At 66.5% G+C, this 14,970-nt stretch carries 16 protein-coding genes; 10 read left to right on the top strand and 6 right to left on the bottom strand.

What is annotated here, in order from left to right; translation table 11 throughout:
• The first annotated feature begins 40 nt into the window (after window positions 1-40).
• Both ACMGEZ_RS16020 and ACMGEZ_RS16015 read left to right on the top strand, forming a co-directional pair.
• Window positions 41-1,018, top strand: coding sequence for a tripartite tricarboxylate transporter substrate binding protein BugD (locus ACMGEZ_RS16020; protein WP_436823252.1), 978 nt, complete (start codon window positions 41-43; stop codon window positions 1,016-1,018).
• Between the two features lie 5 nt (window positions 1,019-1,023).
• Window positions 1,024-2,424 (top strand): class II fumarate hydratase, encoded by a 1,401-nt coding sequence (locus ACMGEZ_RS16015; protein ID WP_436823251.1) that lies wholly within the window; start codon window positions 1,024-1,026, stop codon window positions 2,422-2,424.
• On the opposite strand, the gene ACMGEZ_RS16010 is transcribed toward ACMGEZ_RS16015, so the two are convergent.
• Genes ACMGEZ_RS16010 through ACMGEZ_RS15985 form a run of 6 tightly spaced genes read right to left on the bottom strand, consistent with a single transcriptional unit; the run spans window position 2,421 to window position 7,972 of the window.
• Entirely contained in the window at window positions 2,421-3,563 is a 1,143-nt protein-coding gene (locus ACMGEZ_RS16010; protein WP_436823250.1) for an SLC13 family permease, read from the bottom strand. The two genes, ACMGEZ_RS16015 and ACMGEZ_RS16010, sit on opposite strands and share 4 nt — an antisense overlap.
• Window positions 3,544-5,067 (bottom strand): class I adenylate-forming enzyme family protein, encoded by a 1,524-nt coding sequence (locus tag ACMGEZ_RS16005; protein WP_436823292.1) that lies wholly within the window; start codon window positions 5,065-5,067, stop codon window positions 3,544-3,546. Before ACMGEZ_RS16005 ends, ACMGEZ_RS16010 begins: the two co-directional genes overlap by 20 nt.
• Window positions 5,068-5,101: 34 nt before the next feature.
• Window positions 5,102-6,082 carry a lipoyl synthase gene (gene lipA / locus ACMGEZ_RS16000; protein WP_436823249.1) on the bottom strand — a complete coding sequence of 327 codons (981 nt, stop codon included), beginning with the start codon at window positions 6,080-6,082 and terminating at the stop codon, window positions 5,102-5,104.
• A 17-nt stretch (window positions 6,083-6,099) separates the two neighbouring features.
• Window positions 6,100-6,777: a lipoyl(octanoyl) transferase LipB gene (gene lipB, locus ACMGEZ_RS15995; RefSeq protein ID WP_436823248.1), complete on the bottom strand. Its 678-nt coding sequence runs from the start codon at window positions 6,775-6,777 to the stop codon at window positions 6,100-6,102.
• Complete coding sequence (locus tag ACMGEZ_RS15990; RefSeq protein WP_436823247.1) at window positions 6,774-7,070, bottom strand: YbeD family protein; 297 nt, start codon at window positions 7,068-7,070, stop codon at window positions 6,774-6,776. The genes lipB and ACMGEZ_RS15990 overlap by 4 nt, the downstream gene beginning before the upstream one ends.
• On the bottom strand, window positions 7,067-7,972 hold the full coding sequence (locus ACMGEZ_RS15985) for a D-amino acid aminotransferase (RefSeq protein WP_436823246.1): 906 nt from the start codon (window positions 7,970-7,972) through the stop codon (window positions 7,067-7,069). The genes ACMGEZ_RS15990 and ACMGEZ_RS15985 overlap by 4 nt, the downstream gene beginning before the upstream one ends.
• A gap of 169 nt (window positions 7,973-8,141) precedes the next feature.
• Here ACMGEZ_RS15985 and ACMGEZ_RS15980 point away from each other — a divergent pair, with 169 nt between their 5' ends.
• From ACMGEZ_RS15980 to atpD, 8 genes are all read left to right on the top strand, one after another.
• Entirely contained in the window at window positions 8,142-8,624 is a 483-nt protein-coding gene (locus ACMGEZ_RS15980) for an ATP synthase subunit I (protein ID WP_436823245.1), read from the top strand.
• Window positions 8,625-8,637: 13 nt separating this feature from the next.
• The gene (gene atpB / locus ACMGEZ_RS15975; RefSeq protein WP_436823244.1) at window positions 8,638-9,507 is read left to right on the top strand and encodes a F0F1 ATP synthase subunit A; all 870 of its coding nucleotides are present in this window, start codon (window positions 8,638-8,640) and stop codon (window positions 9,505-9,507) included.
• 64 nt (window positions 9,508-9,571) lie between these two features.
• Window positions 9,572-9,835 carry a F0F1 ATP synthase subunit C gene (atpE, locus tag ACMGEZ_RS15970; protein ID WP_019657641.1) on the top strand — a complete coding sequence of 88 codons (264 nt, stop codon included), beginning with the start codon at window positions 9,572-9,574 and terminating at the stop codon, window positions 9,833-9,835.
• A gap of 81 nt (window positions 9,836-9,916) precedes the next feature.
• Window positions 9,917-10,387: a F0F1 ATP synthase subunit B gene (locus ACMGEZ_RS15965; RefSeq protein ID WP_068674811.1), complete on the top strand. Its 471-nt coding sequence runs from the start codon at window positions 9,917-9,919 to the stop codon at window positions 10,385-10,387.
• A gap of 10 nt (window positions 10,388-10,397) precedes the next feature.
• Window positions 10,398-10,928 carry a F0F1 ATP synthase subunit delta gene (locus ACMGEZ_RS15960; RefSeq protein WP_436823243.1) on the top strand — a complete coding sequence of 177 codons (531 nt, stop codon included), beginning with the start codon at window positions 10,398-10,400 and terminating at the stop codon, window positions 10,926-10,928.
• A gap of 36 nt (window positions 10,929-10,964) precedes the next feature.
• Window positions 10,965-12,518 carry a F0F1 ATP synthase subunit alpha gene (atpA, locus tag ACMGEZ_RS15955; RefSeq protein WP_436823242.1) on the top strand — a complete coding sequence of 518 codons (1,554 nt, stop codon included), beginning with the start codon at window positions 10,965-10,967 and terminating at the stop codon, window positions 12,516-12,518.
• 99 nt (window positions 12,519-12,617) lie between these two features.
• Window positions 12,618-13,493 (top strand): F0F1 ATP synthase subunit gamma, encoded by an 876-nt coding sequence (gene atpG, locus ACMGEZ_RS15950; protein ID WP_436823241.1) that lies wholly within the window; start codon window positions 12,618-12,620, stop codon window positions 13,491-13,493.
• 52 nt (window positions 13,494-13,545) lie between these two features.
• Complete coding sequence (gene atpD / locus ACMGEZ_RS15945) at window positions 13,546-14,961, top strand: F0F1 ATP synthase subunit beta (protein WP_436823240.1); 1,416 nt, start codon at window positions 13,546-13,548, stop codon at window positions 14,959-14,961.
• Window positions 14,962-14,970 lie beyond the last annotated feature (9 nt).

Below are 14,970 nucleotides of genomic sequence, written 5' to 3'. Positions count from 1 at the left end.
TGCCCATTCCATTCTTCATTCCATCTCAGGAGACATGAGCATGCGTTTCATCAAGACCGCTCTGTGCGCATTGGCGGCCGTCGCCGCCGTCGGTACCGCGCAGGCCCAGACCTACCCGACCAAGCCGGTCACGTGGATCGTGCCCTTCGCCGCGGGCGGCCCTACCGATGCGCTCGCGCGCAGCATCGCCGAGCGCGTGGCACGCGAGCTTGGCCAGCCGATCGTGATCGACAACTCGGCCGGAGCGGGCGGCACCATCGGTGCAGCCAAGGCCGCGCGCGCGACGCCCGACGGCTACACCATGCTGGTCGGCCACATGGGCTACATGGGCGCGGCGCCGGCCCTCTACAAGAAGCTCAGCTACGACCCGGTGAAGGACTTCGAGCCCGTCTTCCGCTTCCCCGATACGCCGCTGGTGCTGATGGTGCGCAAGGAGCACCCGGCGAAGGACATCCAGGGGCTGATCGACTTCGGCAAGAAGAACCCCGACAAGCTCTTCATCAGCAACGCCGGCGTGGGGTCCAGCTCGCACCTGATCGCCGCGCTGGTCGCGAGCGCCGCGAACATCAAGGTGACGCTGGTGCCGTACAAGGGCGCGGGCCCGGCCTTGGTGGACGTGATCGGCGGCCGGGTCGACGGCATCTTCGACCAGACCAACACTGCGCTGCCGCAGATCACCGAGTCCAAGGTGCGGGCGCTGGCCGTCACCTCCAAGGTGCGCCTGCCGCAACTGAAGGACGTGCCGACGCTGGCCGAGACCGTGCTGCCCGGCTTCGAGGCCTCGACCTGGTACGGCATCTACGCGCCCAAGGGAACGCCCAAGGCGGCACTCGACAAGGTCCAGCAGGCCTACCTGAAGGCCATGATGGACAAGGCCTTTACCGACAAGATGGCGAGCCAGGCAATCCAGATGCTGCCGACCGAGCAGTACACCGGCGCCGCACTGGGCAAGCACACAGAGGCGGAAGTCGCGCGCTGGAAAGCGGTCGCCGCCAAGACCCACATCTCGCTGGAGTGAGGGCCATGACCGCGATGCGCGTGGAGCGCGATGCCTTCGGGCCGGTCGAGATCCCGGCCGATCGGTACTGGGGCGCACAGACCCAGCGCGCGCTGGGCGTCTTCGAGATCGGCGAGGAGCGCTTCCCCGCCTGCCTGATCCGCGCCTTCGGCTTGCAGAAGCTGGCGGCCGCCCGCGCCAACCTGCGCTGCGGCAGGCTCGATGCCGCGCTGGCGCAGAAGATCGTCGCAGCCGCCGAAGAGCTGCGCGCCGGCCGCTTCGACGATCACTTCCCGCTCAGCGTGTGGCAGACGGGCTCGGGCACGCAGACCAACATGAATGCGAACGAGGTGATCGCGAACCGCGCGAACGAGCTGCTGGGCCAGCCGCTGGGCACGCGCGCGCCGGTGCACCCCAACGATCACGTCAACGCCTCGCAATCGTCCAACGACAGCTTCCCGACCGTGATGCACCTCGCGGCGCAACAGGAAATTGCTCGGCGCCTGCGACCTGCGCTGATGCTGCTGCGCCAGCGGCTGGAGGAGCGAGCCGCCGCCTTCGCCGGGGTGCTGAAGATCGCGCGCACGCACCTGATGGATGCAGTGCCGATGACCATGGGCCAGGCCTTCGATGCCTTCGCGCGTCAGATCGGCCGCGGCATCGACCGTGTCGACGGCACGCTGCCGCGCCTGTGCCTGCTGCCGCAGGGCGGCACCGCGGCCGGCACCGGGCTGAATGCACCGCCGGGCTTCGATGCCGCCTTCTGCGAAGAGCTGAGCGCGCTGACCGGCACGGCCTTCGCGCCCAATCCGAGCAAGTTCGAAGGCATGGGGGCGCACGACACGCTGGTCGAGGTCTCGGGCGCGCTCAACGTGGTGGCCACCTCGCTGGTCAAGATCGCCAACGACATCCGCCTGCTCGGCTCCGGGCCGCGGTGCGGGCTGGGCGAGCTGGTGATCCCCGACGAAGGCCTGACCAGCTCGATCATGCCGGGCAAGCGCAATCCGACCATTGCCGAAGTGGTGGTGCAGGCGAGCCTGCAGGTGATGGGCAATCACGTCACCATCACCATGGCAGGCGCGTCAGGCAACTTCGAGCTCAACGTCGCGAAGCCGGTGCTGATCCACAACCTGCTGCAGTCGATCCGCGTGCTGGCAGACAGCGCGCGCGTGTTCGCAGAGCGGATGGTGAAGGACATCGAGGTCGACCGGCAGCGACTTGCGGCGCAGGTCGACAACGCGCTGCTGCTGGCGACCGCGCTCAATCCCGTGCTGGGCTACGACCGGGTCGCGCAGATCACGAAGGCTGCCCTGGAGCGCAACACGAGCCCACGGGACGCGGCCGTCGCGCTGGGCTTCCTGAGTGCCGCGGACTACGACCGGCTGGTCGATCCGAAGGCGATGGCCGGCGTGTCGGGTAGAAGCTAAAGCCTGAGGAGCAGGGCCGAGGCCGCGCACACCAGCAGGAAGGGGATGCTGATGCGGTGGAATTCGCGCAGCCCGTGCGGCACCTTCGCCAGCCGCAGCGCGATCAGGTTGGCCAGCGAACCCAGCACGCACCCGAAGCCGCCCACGCTGACCCCGGCGGCGAGCGCGGGCAGGTCGTGCACGTAGCGGTCGAGCAGGATGGTGGCCGGCACATTGCTGATGAACTGCGAGATGCCGATGGCAGCCAGGTAGGCGCGCCAGCCATCGCCGATCGGCCATGGCTGCAGCAGCGCGGCCACCGTCGGCAGCTCGGCCAGCTGGCGCAGGTCCACGAACATCAGCGCGATGATTGCGAGCAGCGCCCAGTCGATGCCCAGCAGCACGCGCGGGCGCAGCAGCAGGAAGGCGCCGAACACGAGGCCGAGCCCGGCCGCCAGCCAGCGCTGCTCGAGCGCGATCACGAAGGCAATGAAGAGAAGGCCCGACAGCGCCAGCAAGCGCGGCTGCACCGGCTCGGTATCGCTCGCGGGCTTGAGCTGGATCTCCACGCGCGGCACCAGGAAGCGCACCGCGGCGAAGAGCCAGAACAGCATCACGGCCACGGTCGGCGCCATCATGCCCATGAAGCCGAGGAAGCTCTCGCCCGAGCGGTGCCAGAGGTACAGGTTCTGGGGATTGCCGATCGGCGTGAGGGCAGAGCCTGCGTTGACGGCCAGCGCCTCCAGTACCACCAGCCGCGCCAGCGGCAGGTGGGCCTGCGCCGCCAGCACGCGGGTGAGCGGCACCAGCAGGAACAGGCTCACGTCGTTGGTGACCAGCGCAGAGAGCCCTGCGGCGGTCGCGACGAGGAAGAAGACCAGGTGGCGCAGTTCGGTGGTGCGCGCGAGCAGGCGCGACGCGACGGACTGCAGCATGCCGCTGCGCTCGACGCCCTGGGTGATGGCGAGCAGGCCGGCCAGGGCGCCCAGCGTCTGCCAGTCGACGAGCTTCAGGTAGTCCAGCGGTGCGCGCGGGCGAAGCAGGGCGAAGGCCACCGCCACCGCCAGCAGCAACCACAAAAGGCCGTGGCCGCCGCCATGCTCGGCCGTGCCGGTGCCGGTGCCGGTGCCGGCCTCAGCCTCAGCCTGCGTCGCGCTCACGCAGCTCGCGCTTGAGCACCTTGCCGATCGCGCTGCGCGGGAGCTCGTCGATGAGGTGCAGGCGCGCGAGCCGCTGGGTCTTGCCGAGCTGGGCGTTGGCCCATTGCAGCAAGGTCTCGGCCGGCGTGTCGTCGCCGGCACGGCGCACCACGAAGGCCACCGGCGTCTCGCCCCATTGCTCGGAGGGCACGCCCACCACCGCGGCCTCGGCCACTGCCGCGTGGCCGCGAAGCACGGCTTCGAGGTCGCTCGGGTAGATGTTGAAGCCGCCGCTGATGATCATGTCCTTCTTGCGATCGAAGAGGACGAGGAAGCCGTCCTCGTCGAAGCGGCCGATGTCGCCGGTGCGGATGAAGCGCTTGCCCGCCGGGTCGAACCACTCGGCCTCGCGCGTCTTCTCGGGCTGGCGGTGATAGCCGACCATCATGCCGGCCGAATGGCCCACCACCTCGCCCGCCTCGCCACGCGCGACCTCGCGACCGGATTCGTCGATCAGGCGGATGTCGCTGCCTTCGGCCGGCTGGCCGACGGTGTGCAGCTTGCCGGGATGCAGGTGCGCTTCCAGGATGCAGGTGCCGCCGCCCTCGGTCATGCCGTAGAACTCGACCAGGCCGCCGGGCCAGCGCTTGAGCACGTCCGCCTTGAGCGCCGCGCCGAACGGAGCGCTGGTGCTGAACTTGAAGCGGAAGCTGGAGAGGTCGCAGGCGTCGAAATCCGGATGCGCCATGAGGCGCTGGTACTGCACCGGCACCAGCATCGTGTGCGTCACGCGGTGCTGCTCGGCGAGCTTCAGGTAGCCGGCGGCATCGAACTTCGGCATCAGCACCACGCAGCCGCCGTGGGCCAGGGTCGGGAAGAAGACCACCAGCGTGGTGTTGGAGTAGAGCGGCGTGGAAAGCAGCGTCACGGTGTCCGGCCCGTAGCCGTACTTCGCGCCGCGCTGCACATGCGCCCAGCGCATGCCGTGGCCCTGCACGATGCCCTTGGGCTCGCCGGTGGTGCCGGAGGAATAGATGATGTTGAAGGGCCACGAGGGCTGCGGCTTGACGGCGATGGGCTGCGATCCGGCCGGCGCAAGCCATGCCTCGAAAGCCGGGCCGGCCTCGGAAGCGTCGAGCGCGATGCGCGGGATGCCGTCCCGCGCCGATGCGCCGATCACCTGGGCCGCCGCGGCATCGATGAAGAGGATTCGTGCCTGCGCGTCCTCGATCATCCTTGCGAGGCTGGCGGGAGTGGAGCCGGGCGCGAGCGGCGCGACCGCGATGCCGGCGCGCAACGCGCCGAGGAACAAGGCCGCGTAGTCAGTGCTCGATGCGGCGCAGATCGCGATCGCATCGCCCGGACGCAGGCCGTCACGCTGCAGGGACGCCGCGATGCGGTCCATCAATGCATCGAGCATGCCGTAGTCCAGCGTGCGTCGGGCATCGACGAGCGCGGATCGGGACGGTGCTTCCTGCGCATGCAGGCGGATCAGCTCGGCGATGACGCCGAACTCGCGTGCCATCGCGGCGTCGATCGCGCTCATCAGCGAACTCCCGTCAGACCCCGGCCGCGTGCGCCTGCTGGTCGGCGTGATAGCTGCTGCGCACCATTGCGCCGACCGCCGCGTGGCTGAAGCCCATCTTGTAGGCCTCTTCCTCGAACATCTTGAAGGTGTCCGGATGCACGTAGCGGCGCACCGGCAGGTGGCTGCTGCTGGGCGCGAGGTACTGGCCGATGGTCAGCATGTCGATGTCGTGCGCGCGCATGTCGCGCATGACCTGCAGGATCTCCTCGTCGCTCTCGCCCAGTCCCACCATGATGCCGCTCTTGGTCGGTACGGACGGATGCAGCGCCTTGAACTTCTTCAGCAGGTTCAGGCTGAACTGGTAGTCGCTGCCGGGACGCGCTTCCTTGTAGAGGCGCGGGGCGGTCTCGAGGTTGTGGTTCATCACGTCCGGCGGCGCGGCCTTGAGGATTTCCAGCGCGCGGTCGTCCCGGCCGCGGAAGTCGGGCACCAGGATCTCGATCTGCGTCTGCGGCGAGAGCTCGCGGATGTTGCGGATGCAGTCCACGAAGTGCTGGCTGCCGCCGTCGCGCAGGTCGTCGCGGTCCACGCTGGTGATCACCACGTACTTGAGGCGCAGCTTCGCGATGGTCCTGGCGAGGTTCAGCGGCTCGTCCTTGTCCAGCGGGTCGGGACGGCCGTGGCCCACATCGCAGAAGGGGCAGCGCCGCGTGCACTTGTCGCCCATGATCATGAAGGTGGCCGTGCCCTTGCCGAAGCACTCGCCGATATTGGGGCACGAGGCCTCTTCGCAGACCGTGTGCAGGTTGCTCTCGCGCAGGATCTGCTTGATCTCGTAGAAGCGCGTGGTGGGGCTGCCGGCCTTGACGCGGATCCACTCGGGCTTCTTGAGCACCTCGCCCTGCACCACCTTCACCGGAATGCGCGAGAGCTTGGCGGCGGCCTTCTGCTTGGCCAGCGGGTTGTAGGTGGCGGGACCTTGGGCGTCGCGGACGACTTCGGGGGTGCTCATGGGTGCGTGGGCGGGGTTCAGGGCGCGAGGTAGATGGCGAGCTTGCTGGCCAGCACCTGCGCGGCTTCGTCCCAGGTTGTTTGAACGCCGATTGTAGAAAGGTCGACGGTTTTCAGGCCCGGATAGCCGCAAGGGTTGATGCGGGAGAAGGGTTCGAGGTCCATCGCGACGTTGAGGGCGACGCCGTGGTAGCTGCGGTGGCGGGTGATCTTGATGCCGAGGGCGGCGATCTTGCCGAGGCCGTGGAAGGGCGCGGGGTCATCCTCGGGTGAGGGCTGCAGCCGTGCATGCGAGAACGGATCGTCCAAGCGCACATAGATCCCAGGCGCGCCCGGCACCCGATGCCCGGTCACCCCGAAATGCATCAGCGTGCGGATCACCGACTCCTCGATCCGATAGACGTATTCCTTGACGTAGTAGCCCGCGCGCTTGAGGTCGATCAGCGGATAGGCCACGACCTGCCCCGGTCCGTGGTAGGTCACCTGTCCGCCGCGGTCGGTCTGCACCACGGGGATCTCCCCCGGATTCAGCACGTGGTCGGCCTTGCCGGCCAGGCCTTGCGTGTAGACCGGCGCGTGCTCGCAGACCCACAGCAGGTCGCCCGATTCGGGCGTGCGTTCCTGCGTGAGGCGCTGCATCGCCGCGTAGGTGGAGGCGTAGTCGACCTGGCCCAGCCAGTCGACCTCCAGCGTCACAGCACCACCTTGACCATCGGATGCGCGGTCAGCGCGCGGTAGATGTCGTCCAGCTGTTCCCGGCTGGTGGCGGTCACGGTGATGGTCACGCCCAGGTAGTTGCCTGCCTTGCTGTTGCGCAGCTCGACCGTGGCGGCATCGAAGCTCGGGTCGAACTGCTCGGCGATCTGCGTGATGGCATGCACGAAGCCATCGACCTTGGCACCCATCACCTTGATCGGGAACTTCGACGGGTACTCGATCAGCGATTCGTTGCGCGGCTCGTTCGGTGTGTCAGGAGGGGTGATGGTCATGCTGTCGCTCCATGGTCTTGCGCGCTGCGTTGCTTGGCGCGCCGGTAGCCGGCATCGAGTGCCTGGAAGACGGGCCCGGGGTGCCCTGTGCCGATGGGCTGGCCGTCGAGCGTGACGACCGGCAGCACCTCCTTGCTGGCCGAGGAGAGCAGCAGCTCGTCGGCGCCGAAGACCTCGTCGCGCGCGATGCGGCGCAGCGAGAAGGGGATGCCGGCGTCGGCGCAGATGCGCTCGATCAGGCCGTAGCGGATGCCCGCGAGCACCAGTTCGTCCTTGGGCGGTCCGCTGACCGCGCCGTCTTTCACGATCCAGACGTTGCTCGACGAGGCTTCGCTCAGCCAGTCGCCGCGGAACATGATGGTCTCGGCCGCGCCTGCCTCCACGCTGATCTGGCGCGCCAGCACGGCGCCCAGCAGGCTGGTGCTCTTGATGTGCGCCTTTTGCCAGCGGAAGTCCTGCGCGCTGACGCAGGCCACGCCCTTGGCGCGCACCGCATCGGGGACCGGCTTCATCGGGTTCAGCATCACGAACACGGTAGGCGCCAGTCCCTCGGGCATGGCATGCTCGCGCGGCGCGACGCCGCGCGTGACCTGGATGTAGAGGGCCTGCACGGCCGCGCGCTGGTCGGTGGGGCTGCCGTCGATCAGGCGTGTCGCGATCGCATGCCATCCTTCGTGCGTGAGCGGGTTGGCGATGCGCAATTCGGCCAGCGAGCGGTCCAGTCGTGCCATGTGCTCCTCGAAGCAGAAGGGCACGCCACCGTAGACGGGTACCACCTCGTAGACGCCATCGCCGAATATGAAGCCGCGGTCGAGCACGCTGATCTTCGCGTCGCGCAGCGGCGTGTAGACACCATCGAGATAGCAAAGAGAATCGGGGAGGGCTTCGGCGATCGGGTGCATGAGGAATTATGGTGGGGGCGGCGCCGTGCTTTCCAATGCGGACCCGGGCGCCCGCGCGGCGGCAGGGGTGTTGCCGAACCTGACGGGAAGCTGGCAGAGGGCCGTGGGTTTCTACTTATAATCAGCGGCTTTGTAGAAATTCTGGGTCGTCATCCGGGCTTCATTCGACATGAAAACAATCGCCCGCGATGTGGATGTCCGTAAGGACGGGCAAGACCCGGATGCCGACTTCAAGCCGCTGACTGCCGAGGAGGCCCAGCGGCTGCGCGAACGAAAGCCGCTGATCTCGCCATGGCGCGTGATCGCGGTCCAGGTCGCGGCGGGGCTGCTGGTGGCATTGGCCGCCTGGGGCTTGTCGGGGAGGCAGAATTTGGGGTGGTCCGCCGGATACGGCGCGCTCGCGGTGGTCATTCCTTCCGCGGTGTTCGCAAGAGGACTGACCGGGAGGTTTTCTTCGCTGAATGCGGGCACCGCGGTGCTCGGATTCTTCTTGTGGGAAATGGTCAAGCTGGTCTTGTCGGTGGCGATGTTGCTCGCCGCGCCGAGACTGGTAGTGGCGCTGAGCTGGCCGGCGATGCTGGTGGGCTTGGTGGTGACAATGAAGGCGGCGTGGGTGGCGGTGATGCTGGCTCCCAAACGCCCGAAAATTTAAAGACGAGTAACGGATGGCTGCTGAAAACGCTGCGGAACATGGTCAGACCGCTGGTGAATACATCGTTCACCACTTGACCCATCTTCAAAGCCGCACACCGTCAGGTGTGGCCGATTTCTCCGTATTCAATTTCGACTCGCTCTTCTTCTCGATCCTGCTCGGCGTCGTCGGCTGCTGGCTGCTCTGGCTGGCTGCGCGCAAGGCGACCTCGGGCGTCCCGGGCCGCTTCCAGGCTGCCGTCGAGATGCTGGTCGAAATGGTCGATCAGCAGGCCAAGGGCATCGTGCACAACGCAACGAGCCGCAAGTTCGTGGCGCCGCTCGCGCTCACCGTCTTCGTCTGGATCGTGTTGCTCAACGCCATGGACCTGCTCCCGGTCGATCTGCTGCCCGCCATCTGGGCCAAGCTCTTCGGCGCTGTCGGCGGCGACCCGCATCACGCCTACCTGCGCGTCGTTCCCACGGCCGACCTTTCGGTCTCGATGGGTCTGTCCGTCTCGGTGCTGCTGATCTGCCTGTACTACAACATCAAGATCAAGGGCGCCGGCGGCTGGGTGCACGAGCTCTTCACAGCGCCTTTCGGCAACCACTGGGCGCTCTATCCTTTCAATTTCGCGATGCAGATCATCGAGTTCGTCGCCAAGACGGTCTCCCACGGCATGCGTCTGTTCGGCAACATGTACGCGGGCGAGCTGATCTTCCTGCTCATCGCCTTGATGGGGGGCGCCTGGTCGCTCTCGGCCACCGGCATCTTTCTCGCGCTGGGCCACATCGTCGCGGGCACCGCGTGGGCCATCTTCCACATCCTGATCATCATCCTGCAGGCCTTCGTGTTCATGATGCTCACGCTCGTGTACGTCGGGCAGGCGCACGATCACCACTGACCTCGCGTCCTCACCGTTTTCCGTTTTTTCTTTTTCTCTTCAACCAAAGTCCTTAGGAGTCATCATGGAAGTTATTAGCTTTGTCGCTCTGGCCGCCGGCCTGATCATCGGTCTCGGCGCTGTGGGCGCTTGTATCGGCATCGGCATCATGGGCAGCAAGTACCTCGAGTCGGCCGCCCGCCAGCCCGAGCTCATGGGTGAACTCCAGACCAAGATGTTCCTGCTGGCCGGTCTGATCGACGCCGCGTTCATCATCGGTACCGGTATCGCGCTGTGGTTCGCCACCGCCAACCCCTTCCTCTCGCAGATCGCCAACCTGCCCAAGTAATCGAGCGCAGGCTTCTCGTCGAAACCGCGCGTGCTTCATGAAGAACGACGCTGGATTTCAATCTCAAAGAGAGGGTGAAAAGTGAGCATTACCGGTACCCTGATCGTCCAGATGATCGTGTTCCTGATCCTGGTCGGGTTCACGATGAAGTTCGTGTGGCCGCCGATCGCGAAGGCGCTGGATGACCGTGCCCAGAAGATCGCGGAAGGCCTGGCTGCGGCCGACAAGGCCAAGGTCGCGCTGTCCGAGGCGGACAAGCGGGTGGAAGTCGAGCTGGGCAAGGCGCGCAACGAGTCCGCGCAACGCCTGGCCGATGCCGAACGTCGTGCGCAGGCCATCGTTGAAGAGGCCAAGGCCCGCGCCACGGAAGAAGGCAACAAGATCGTCGCGGCCGCCCGCGCCGAAGCCGAGCAACAGGCCGTGAAGGCGCGCGAGGCGCTGCGCGAGCAGGTGGCCGTGCTGGCCGTCAAGGGCGCCGAGCAGATCCTGCGCAAGGAAGTGAATCCGGCCGTGCACGCCGATCTGCTTTCGCGTCTGCAGACCGAACTCTGAAACGGACGCCATGGCTGAACTCGCCACCATTGCACGCCCCTACGCCGAAGCGCTGTTCAAGGCGTCTTCGTCGGACCTTGCCGGCACCGGCGCATGGCTCGAGAGGGTGGCGGCCATCGCCGCCAATCCCGAGCTGCAGCAGTTCGCCGACAACCCCAAGGCCACGCCCGAGCAGGTGCTGGGCGTGATTGCCGGCGCCTACGGTGCCGCACTGCCCCCGGCTGCCAACAACTTCCTGACGGCTCTGCTCGAGAACGGCCGCTTCATCGCGCTGCCGGAGATCGCCAGGCAGTTCCGGGCGTTGGCGAATGCACAGAGCGGCTCGTCCGATGCGGTGGTGTACAGCGCCTTCCCGATCGATGCCGGCGCGCTCAACGGCGTGGCCGCCGCGCTCGAAAAGCGCTTCGGCCGCAAGCTGCAGATCGCCGTCGAGCAAGACCCGTCCCTGATCGGCGGCATCCGCGTGGTGGTGGGTGACGAGGTGCTCGACACCTCCGTCAAGGCGCGCCTCGAACAAATGAAAGTTGCGCTGGCAGCCTGAGGCCGCCAGCCCCCTTAACGAAAGAAGGAAAGAGTCATGCAACTCAATCCCGCAGAAATTTCCGAGCTGATCAAGAGCCGCATCGAAGGTCTTGGCGTCAGCGCGAACATCCGCAACGAGGGCACCGTGGTGTCGGTGACCGACGGCATCGTGCGTGTGCACGGCCTCTCGGACGCGATGCAGGGCGAAATGCTCGAGTTCCCGCCTTCCGCGGACGGCACGCCGTCCTTCGGCCTGGCGCTGAACCTCGAGCGCGACTCGGTCGGCGCCGTGATTCTGGGCGAGTACGAGCACATCTCCGAAGGCGACACCGTCAAGTGCACGGGCCGCATCCTGGAAGTGCCGGTCGGCCCCGAGCTCATCGGCCGCGTGGTCAACGCGCTGGGCCAGCCTATCGACGGCAAGGGCCCGGTCAACGCCAAGATGACCGACGTGATCGAGAAGGTCGCCCCGGGCGTGATCGCCCGAAAGTCGGTCGACCAGCCGATGCAGACCGGCCTCAAGTCCATCGACTCCATGGTGCCGATCGGCCGCGGTCAGCGCGAGCTGATCATCGGCGACCGCCAGACCGGCAAGACCGCGGTGGCGATCGACGCGATCATCAACCAGAAGGGTCAGAACATGACCTGCGTCTACGTCGCGATCGGCCAGAAGGCATCGTCGATCAAGAACGTGGTGCGTGCGCTGGAGCAGGCCGGTGCGATGGACTACACCATCGTCGTGGCCGCCTCGGCTTCCGAATCCGCCGCCATGCAGTACGTCAGCGCGTATTCGGGCTGCACGATGGGCGAGTACTTCCGCGATCGCGGGCAGGATGCGCTCATCGTCTATGACGACCTGTCCAAGCAGGCTGTGGCCTACCGCCAGGTGTCGCTGCTGCTGCGCCGCCCGCCAGGACGTGAAGCCTACCCGGGCGACGTGTTCTACCTGCACAGCCGCCTGCTCGAACGCGCAGCCCGCGTGAACGCCGACTACGTCGAAGCCTTCACCAAGGGCGAAGTGAAGGGCAAGACCGGTTCGCTGACCGCGCTGCCGATCATCGAGACGCAGGCCGGCGACGTGTCCGCCTTCGTGCCGACCAATGTGATCTCGATCACCGACGGCCAGATCTTCCTGGAAACCAACCTGTTCAATGCTGGCATCCGCCCCGCCATCAACGCCGGTATCTCGGTGTCGCGCGTGGGTTCGTCGGCGCAGACCAAGGTCATCAAGAGCCTGTCGGGCGGCATCCGTACCGACCTTGCGCAGTACCGCGAACTCGCGGCCTTCGCGCAGTTCGCCTCCGATCTGGACGAAGCCACCCGCAAGCAGCTGGACCGCGGTGCCCGCGTGACCGAACTGCTGAAGCAGCCCCAGTACAGCCCGCTGCCCATCTCGCTGATGGGCGCCTCGCTGTTCGCGGTCAACAAGGGCTTCATGGACGACCTGGATGTCAAGCAGGTGCTCCCCTTCGAGCACGGCCTGCACCAGTTCCTCAAGTCCAGCCACGGCGCGCTGCTCGACAAGATCGAGCAGGCCAAGGCGATCGACAAGGATGCCGAGGCCGAGCTGACGGCCGCCGTCACGGCGTTCAAGAAGTCGTTCGCCTGATCGACCCAAGGAGTCAATCCATGAGCCCCCATGCTCGCATTCACTCGCTGCCCCCCGAGGAGGCGCGTACCTCCTTGAGGCGGCTCGGCGGAGGTACAAATGGCAGCTGGTAAGGAAATCCGCGGCAAGATCAAATCGGTGGAGAACACCAAGAAGATCACCAAGGCCATGGAAATGGTGGCCGCGTCGAAGATGCGCAAGGCGCAGGACCGCATGCGCGCCGCCCGCCCCTACAGCGAGAAGATCCGCAACATCGCGGCCAACCTCGGCCAGGCGAACCCGGAGTACACGCACGCCTTCATGAAGGTCAACGATGTGAAGGCCGCAGGCTTCATCGTCGTCACCACCGACAAGGGCCTGTGCGGCGGCATGAACACCAACGTGCTGCGCGCCGTGACGACCAAGCTGCGCGAACAGCAGGGCGCCGGCGTCGCCGTCGAGACGGTGGCCATCGGCAACAAGGGCCTGGGTTTCCTCAACCGCATCGGTGCCCGCGTGGTCTCGCATGTCACCCAACTGGGCGACACGCCGCACCTCGACAAGCTGATCGGCCCGGTCAAGGTGCTGCTCGACGCCTACGCCGAAGGCAAGCTCAGCGCGGTCTACCTCTCCTACACCAAGTTCATCAACACGATGCGCCAGGAGTCGGTGGTCGAACAGCTGCTGCCGCTGGCCGCCGAGTCGTTGAAGATGGAAAAGGGCCAGCACTCGTGGGACTACATCTACGAGCCCGATGCGCAGAGCGTGATCGACGAACTGCTGGTGCGCTACGTGGAGTCGCTGGTGTACCAGGCCGTGGCCGAGAACATGGCGTCGGAACAGTCGGCACGCATGGTCGCGATGAAGTCAGCCACCGACAACGCCGGCAACGTGATCGACGAGCTCAAGCTGGTCTACAACAAGACCCGCCAGGCCGGCATCACCAAAGAGCTGTCGGAGATCGTTTCGGGCGCTGCGGCGGCCGCAGGCGTTTGAAGGCCTTGGGTCGCTCGACCTCAATCAGATTTAGTTTTTATCGGAGCAGATGATGGCTCAAGCAAATACAACGCAAGGCAAGATCGTTCAATGTATCGGCGCCGTGGTCGACGTGGAATTCCCGCGGGACCAGATGCCCAAGGTGTACGACGCCCTGCAATACGAAGGCGGCACGCTGACCCTCGAAGTGCAACAGCAGCTCGGCGATGGCGTGGTGCGCACCATTGCGCTCGGCTCGTCCGACGGCCTGCGCCGCGGCCTCGTCGTGACCAACACCGGCAACCCGATCACCGTGCCCGTGGGCAAGGCGACCCTCGGCCGCATCATGGACGTGCTCGGTCGTCCGATCGACGAGCGCGGCCCCGTCGGCCAGGAGGTCACCGCTTCGATTCACCGCAAGGCACCGGCCTACGACGAACTCTCGCCCTCCACCGACCTGCTGGAAACCGGCATCAAGGTGATCGACCTGGTCTGCCCCTTCGCCAAGGGCGGCAAGGTGGGCCTGTTCGGCGGCGCCGGCGTCGGCAAGACCGTGAACATGATGGAGCTCATCAACAACATCGCCAAGGCCCACTCGGGCCTGTCGGTGTTCGCCGGCGTGGGTGAGCGCACCCGCGAAGGCAACGACTTCTATCACGAGATGTCCGACTCGGGCGTGGTCAACCTCGAGAACCTCGGCGACTCGAAGGTGGCCATGGTCTACGGCCAGATGAACGAGCCTCCGGGCAACCGCCTGCGCGTGGCGCTGACCGGCCTGACCATCGCCGAGTCCTTCCGCGACGAAGGCCGCGACGTGCTCTTCTTCGTCGACAACATCTACCGCTACACGCTGGCCGGTACCGAAGTGTCGGCGCTGCTGGGCCGCATGCCTTCCGCCGTGGGCTACCAGCCGACGCTGGCCGAGGAAATGGGCCGCCTGCAGGAGCGCATCACCTCCACCAAGGTGGGATCGATCACCTCGATCCAGGCCGTGTACGTGCCGGCTGACGACTTGACCGACCCGTCGCCCGCAACCACCTTCGCCCACCTGGACTCCACCGTGGTGCTGTCGCGCGATATCGCCTCGCTGGGCATCTATCCCGCCGTGGATCCGCTGGATTCGACCTCGCGCCAGCTCGACCCGCACGTGGTCGGCGAAGAGCACTACAACGTGGCCCGCGCGGTGCAGGGCACGCTGCAGCGCTACAAGGAACTGCGCGACATCATCGCCATCCTCGGCATGGACGAACTGGCGCCCGACGACAAGCTGGCCGTGGCCCGCGCCCGGAAGATCCAGCGCTTCCTGTCGCAGCCCTTCCACGTGGCCGAGGTGTTCACCGGCTCGCCCGGCAAGTACGTGCCCCTGGCCGAGACCATCCGCGGCTTCAAGATGATCGTGAACGGCGAGGCCGACCACCTGCCGGAGCAGGCCTTCTACATGGTGGGCGGCATCGACGAGGCCTTCGAGAAGGCCAAGAAGGTCGCCTAAGGCGGCTGC

This window comes from Variovorax stachyos, from assembly GCF_051400855.1.
In the GTDB taxonomy this organism is placed as follows: Bacteria; Pseudomonadota; Gammaproteobacteria; order Burkholderiales; family Burkholderiaceae_C; genus Variovorax.
Note: the sequence above shows the minus strand (reverse complement) of the source record. Positions and strands in the feature narration are given on the sequence as shown.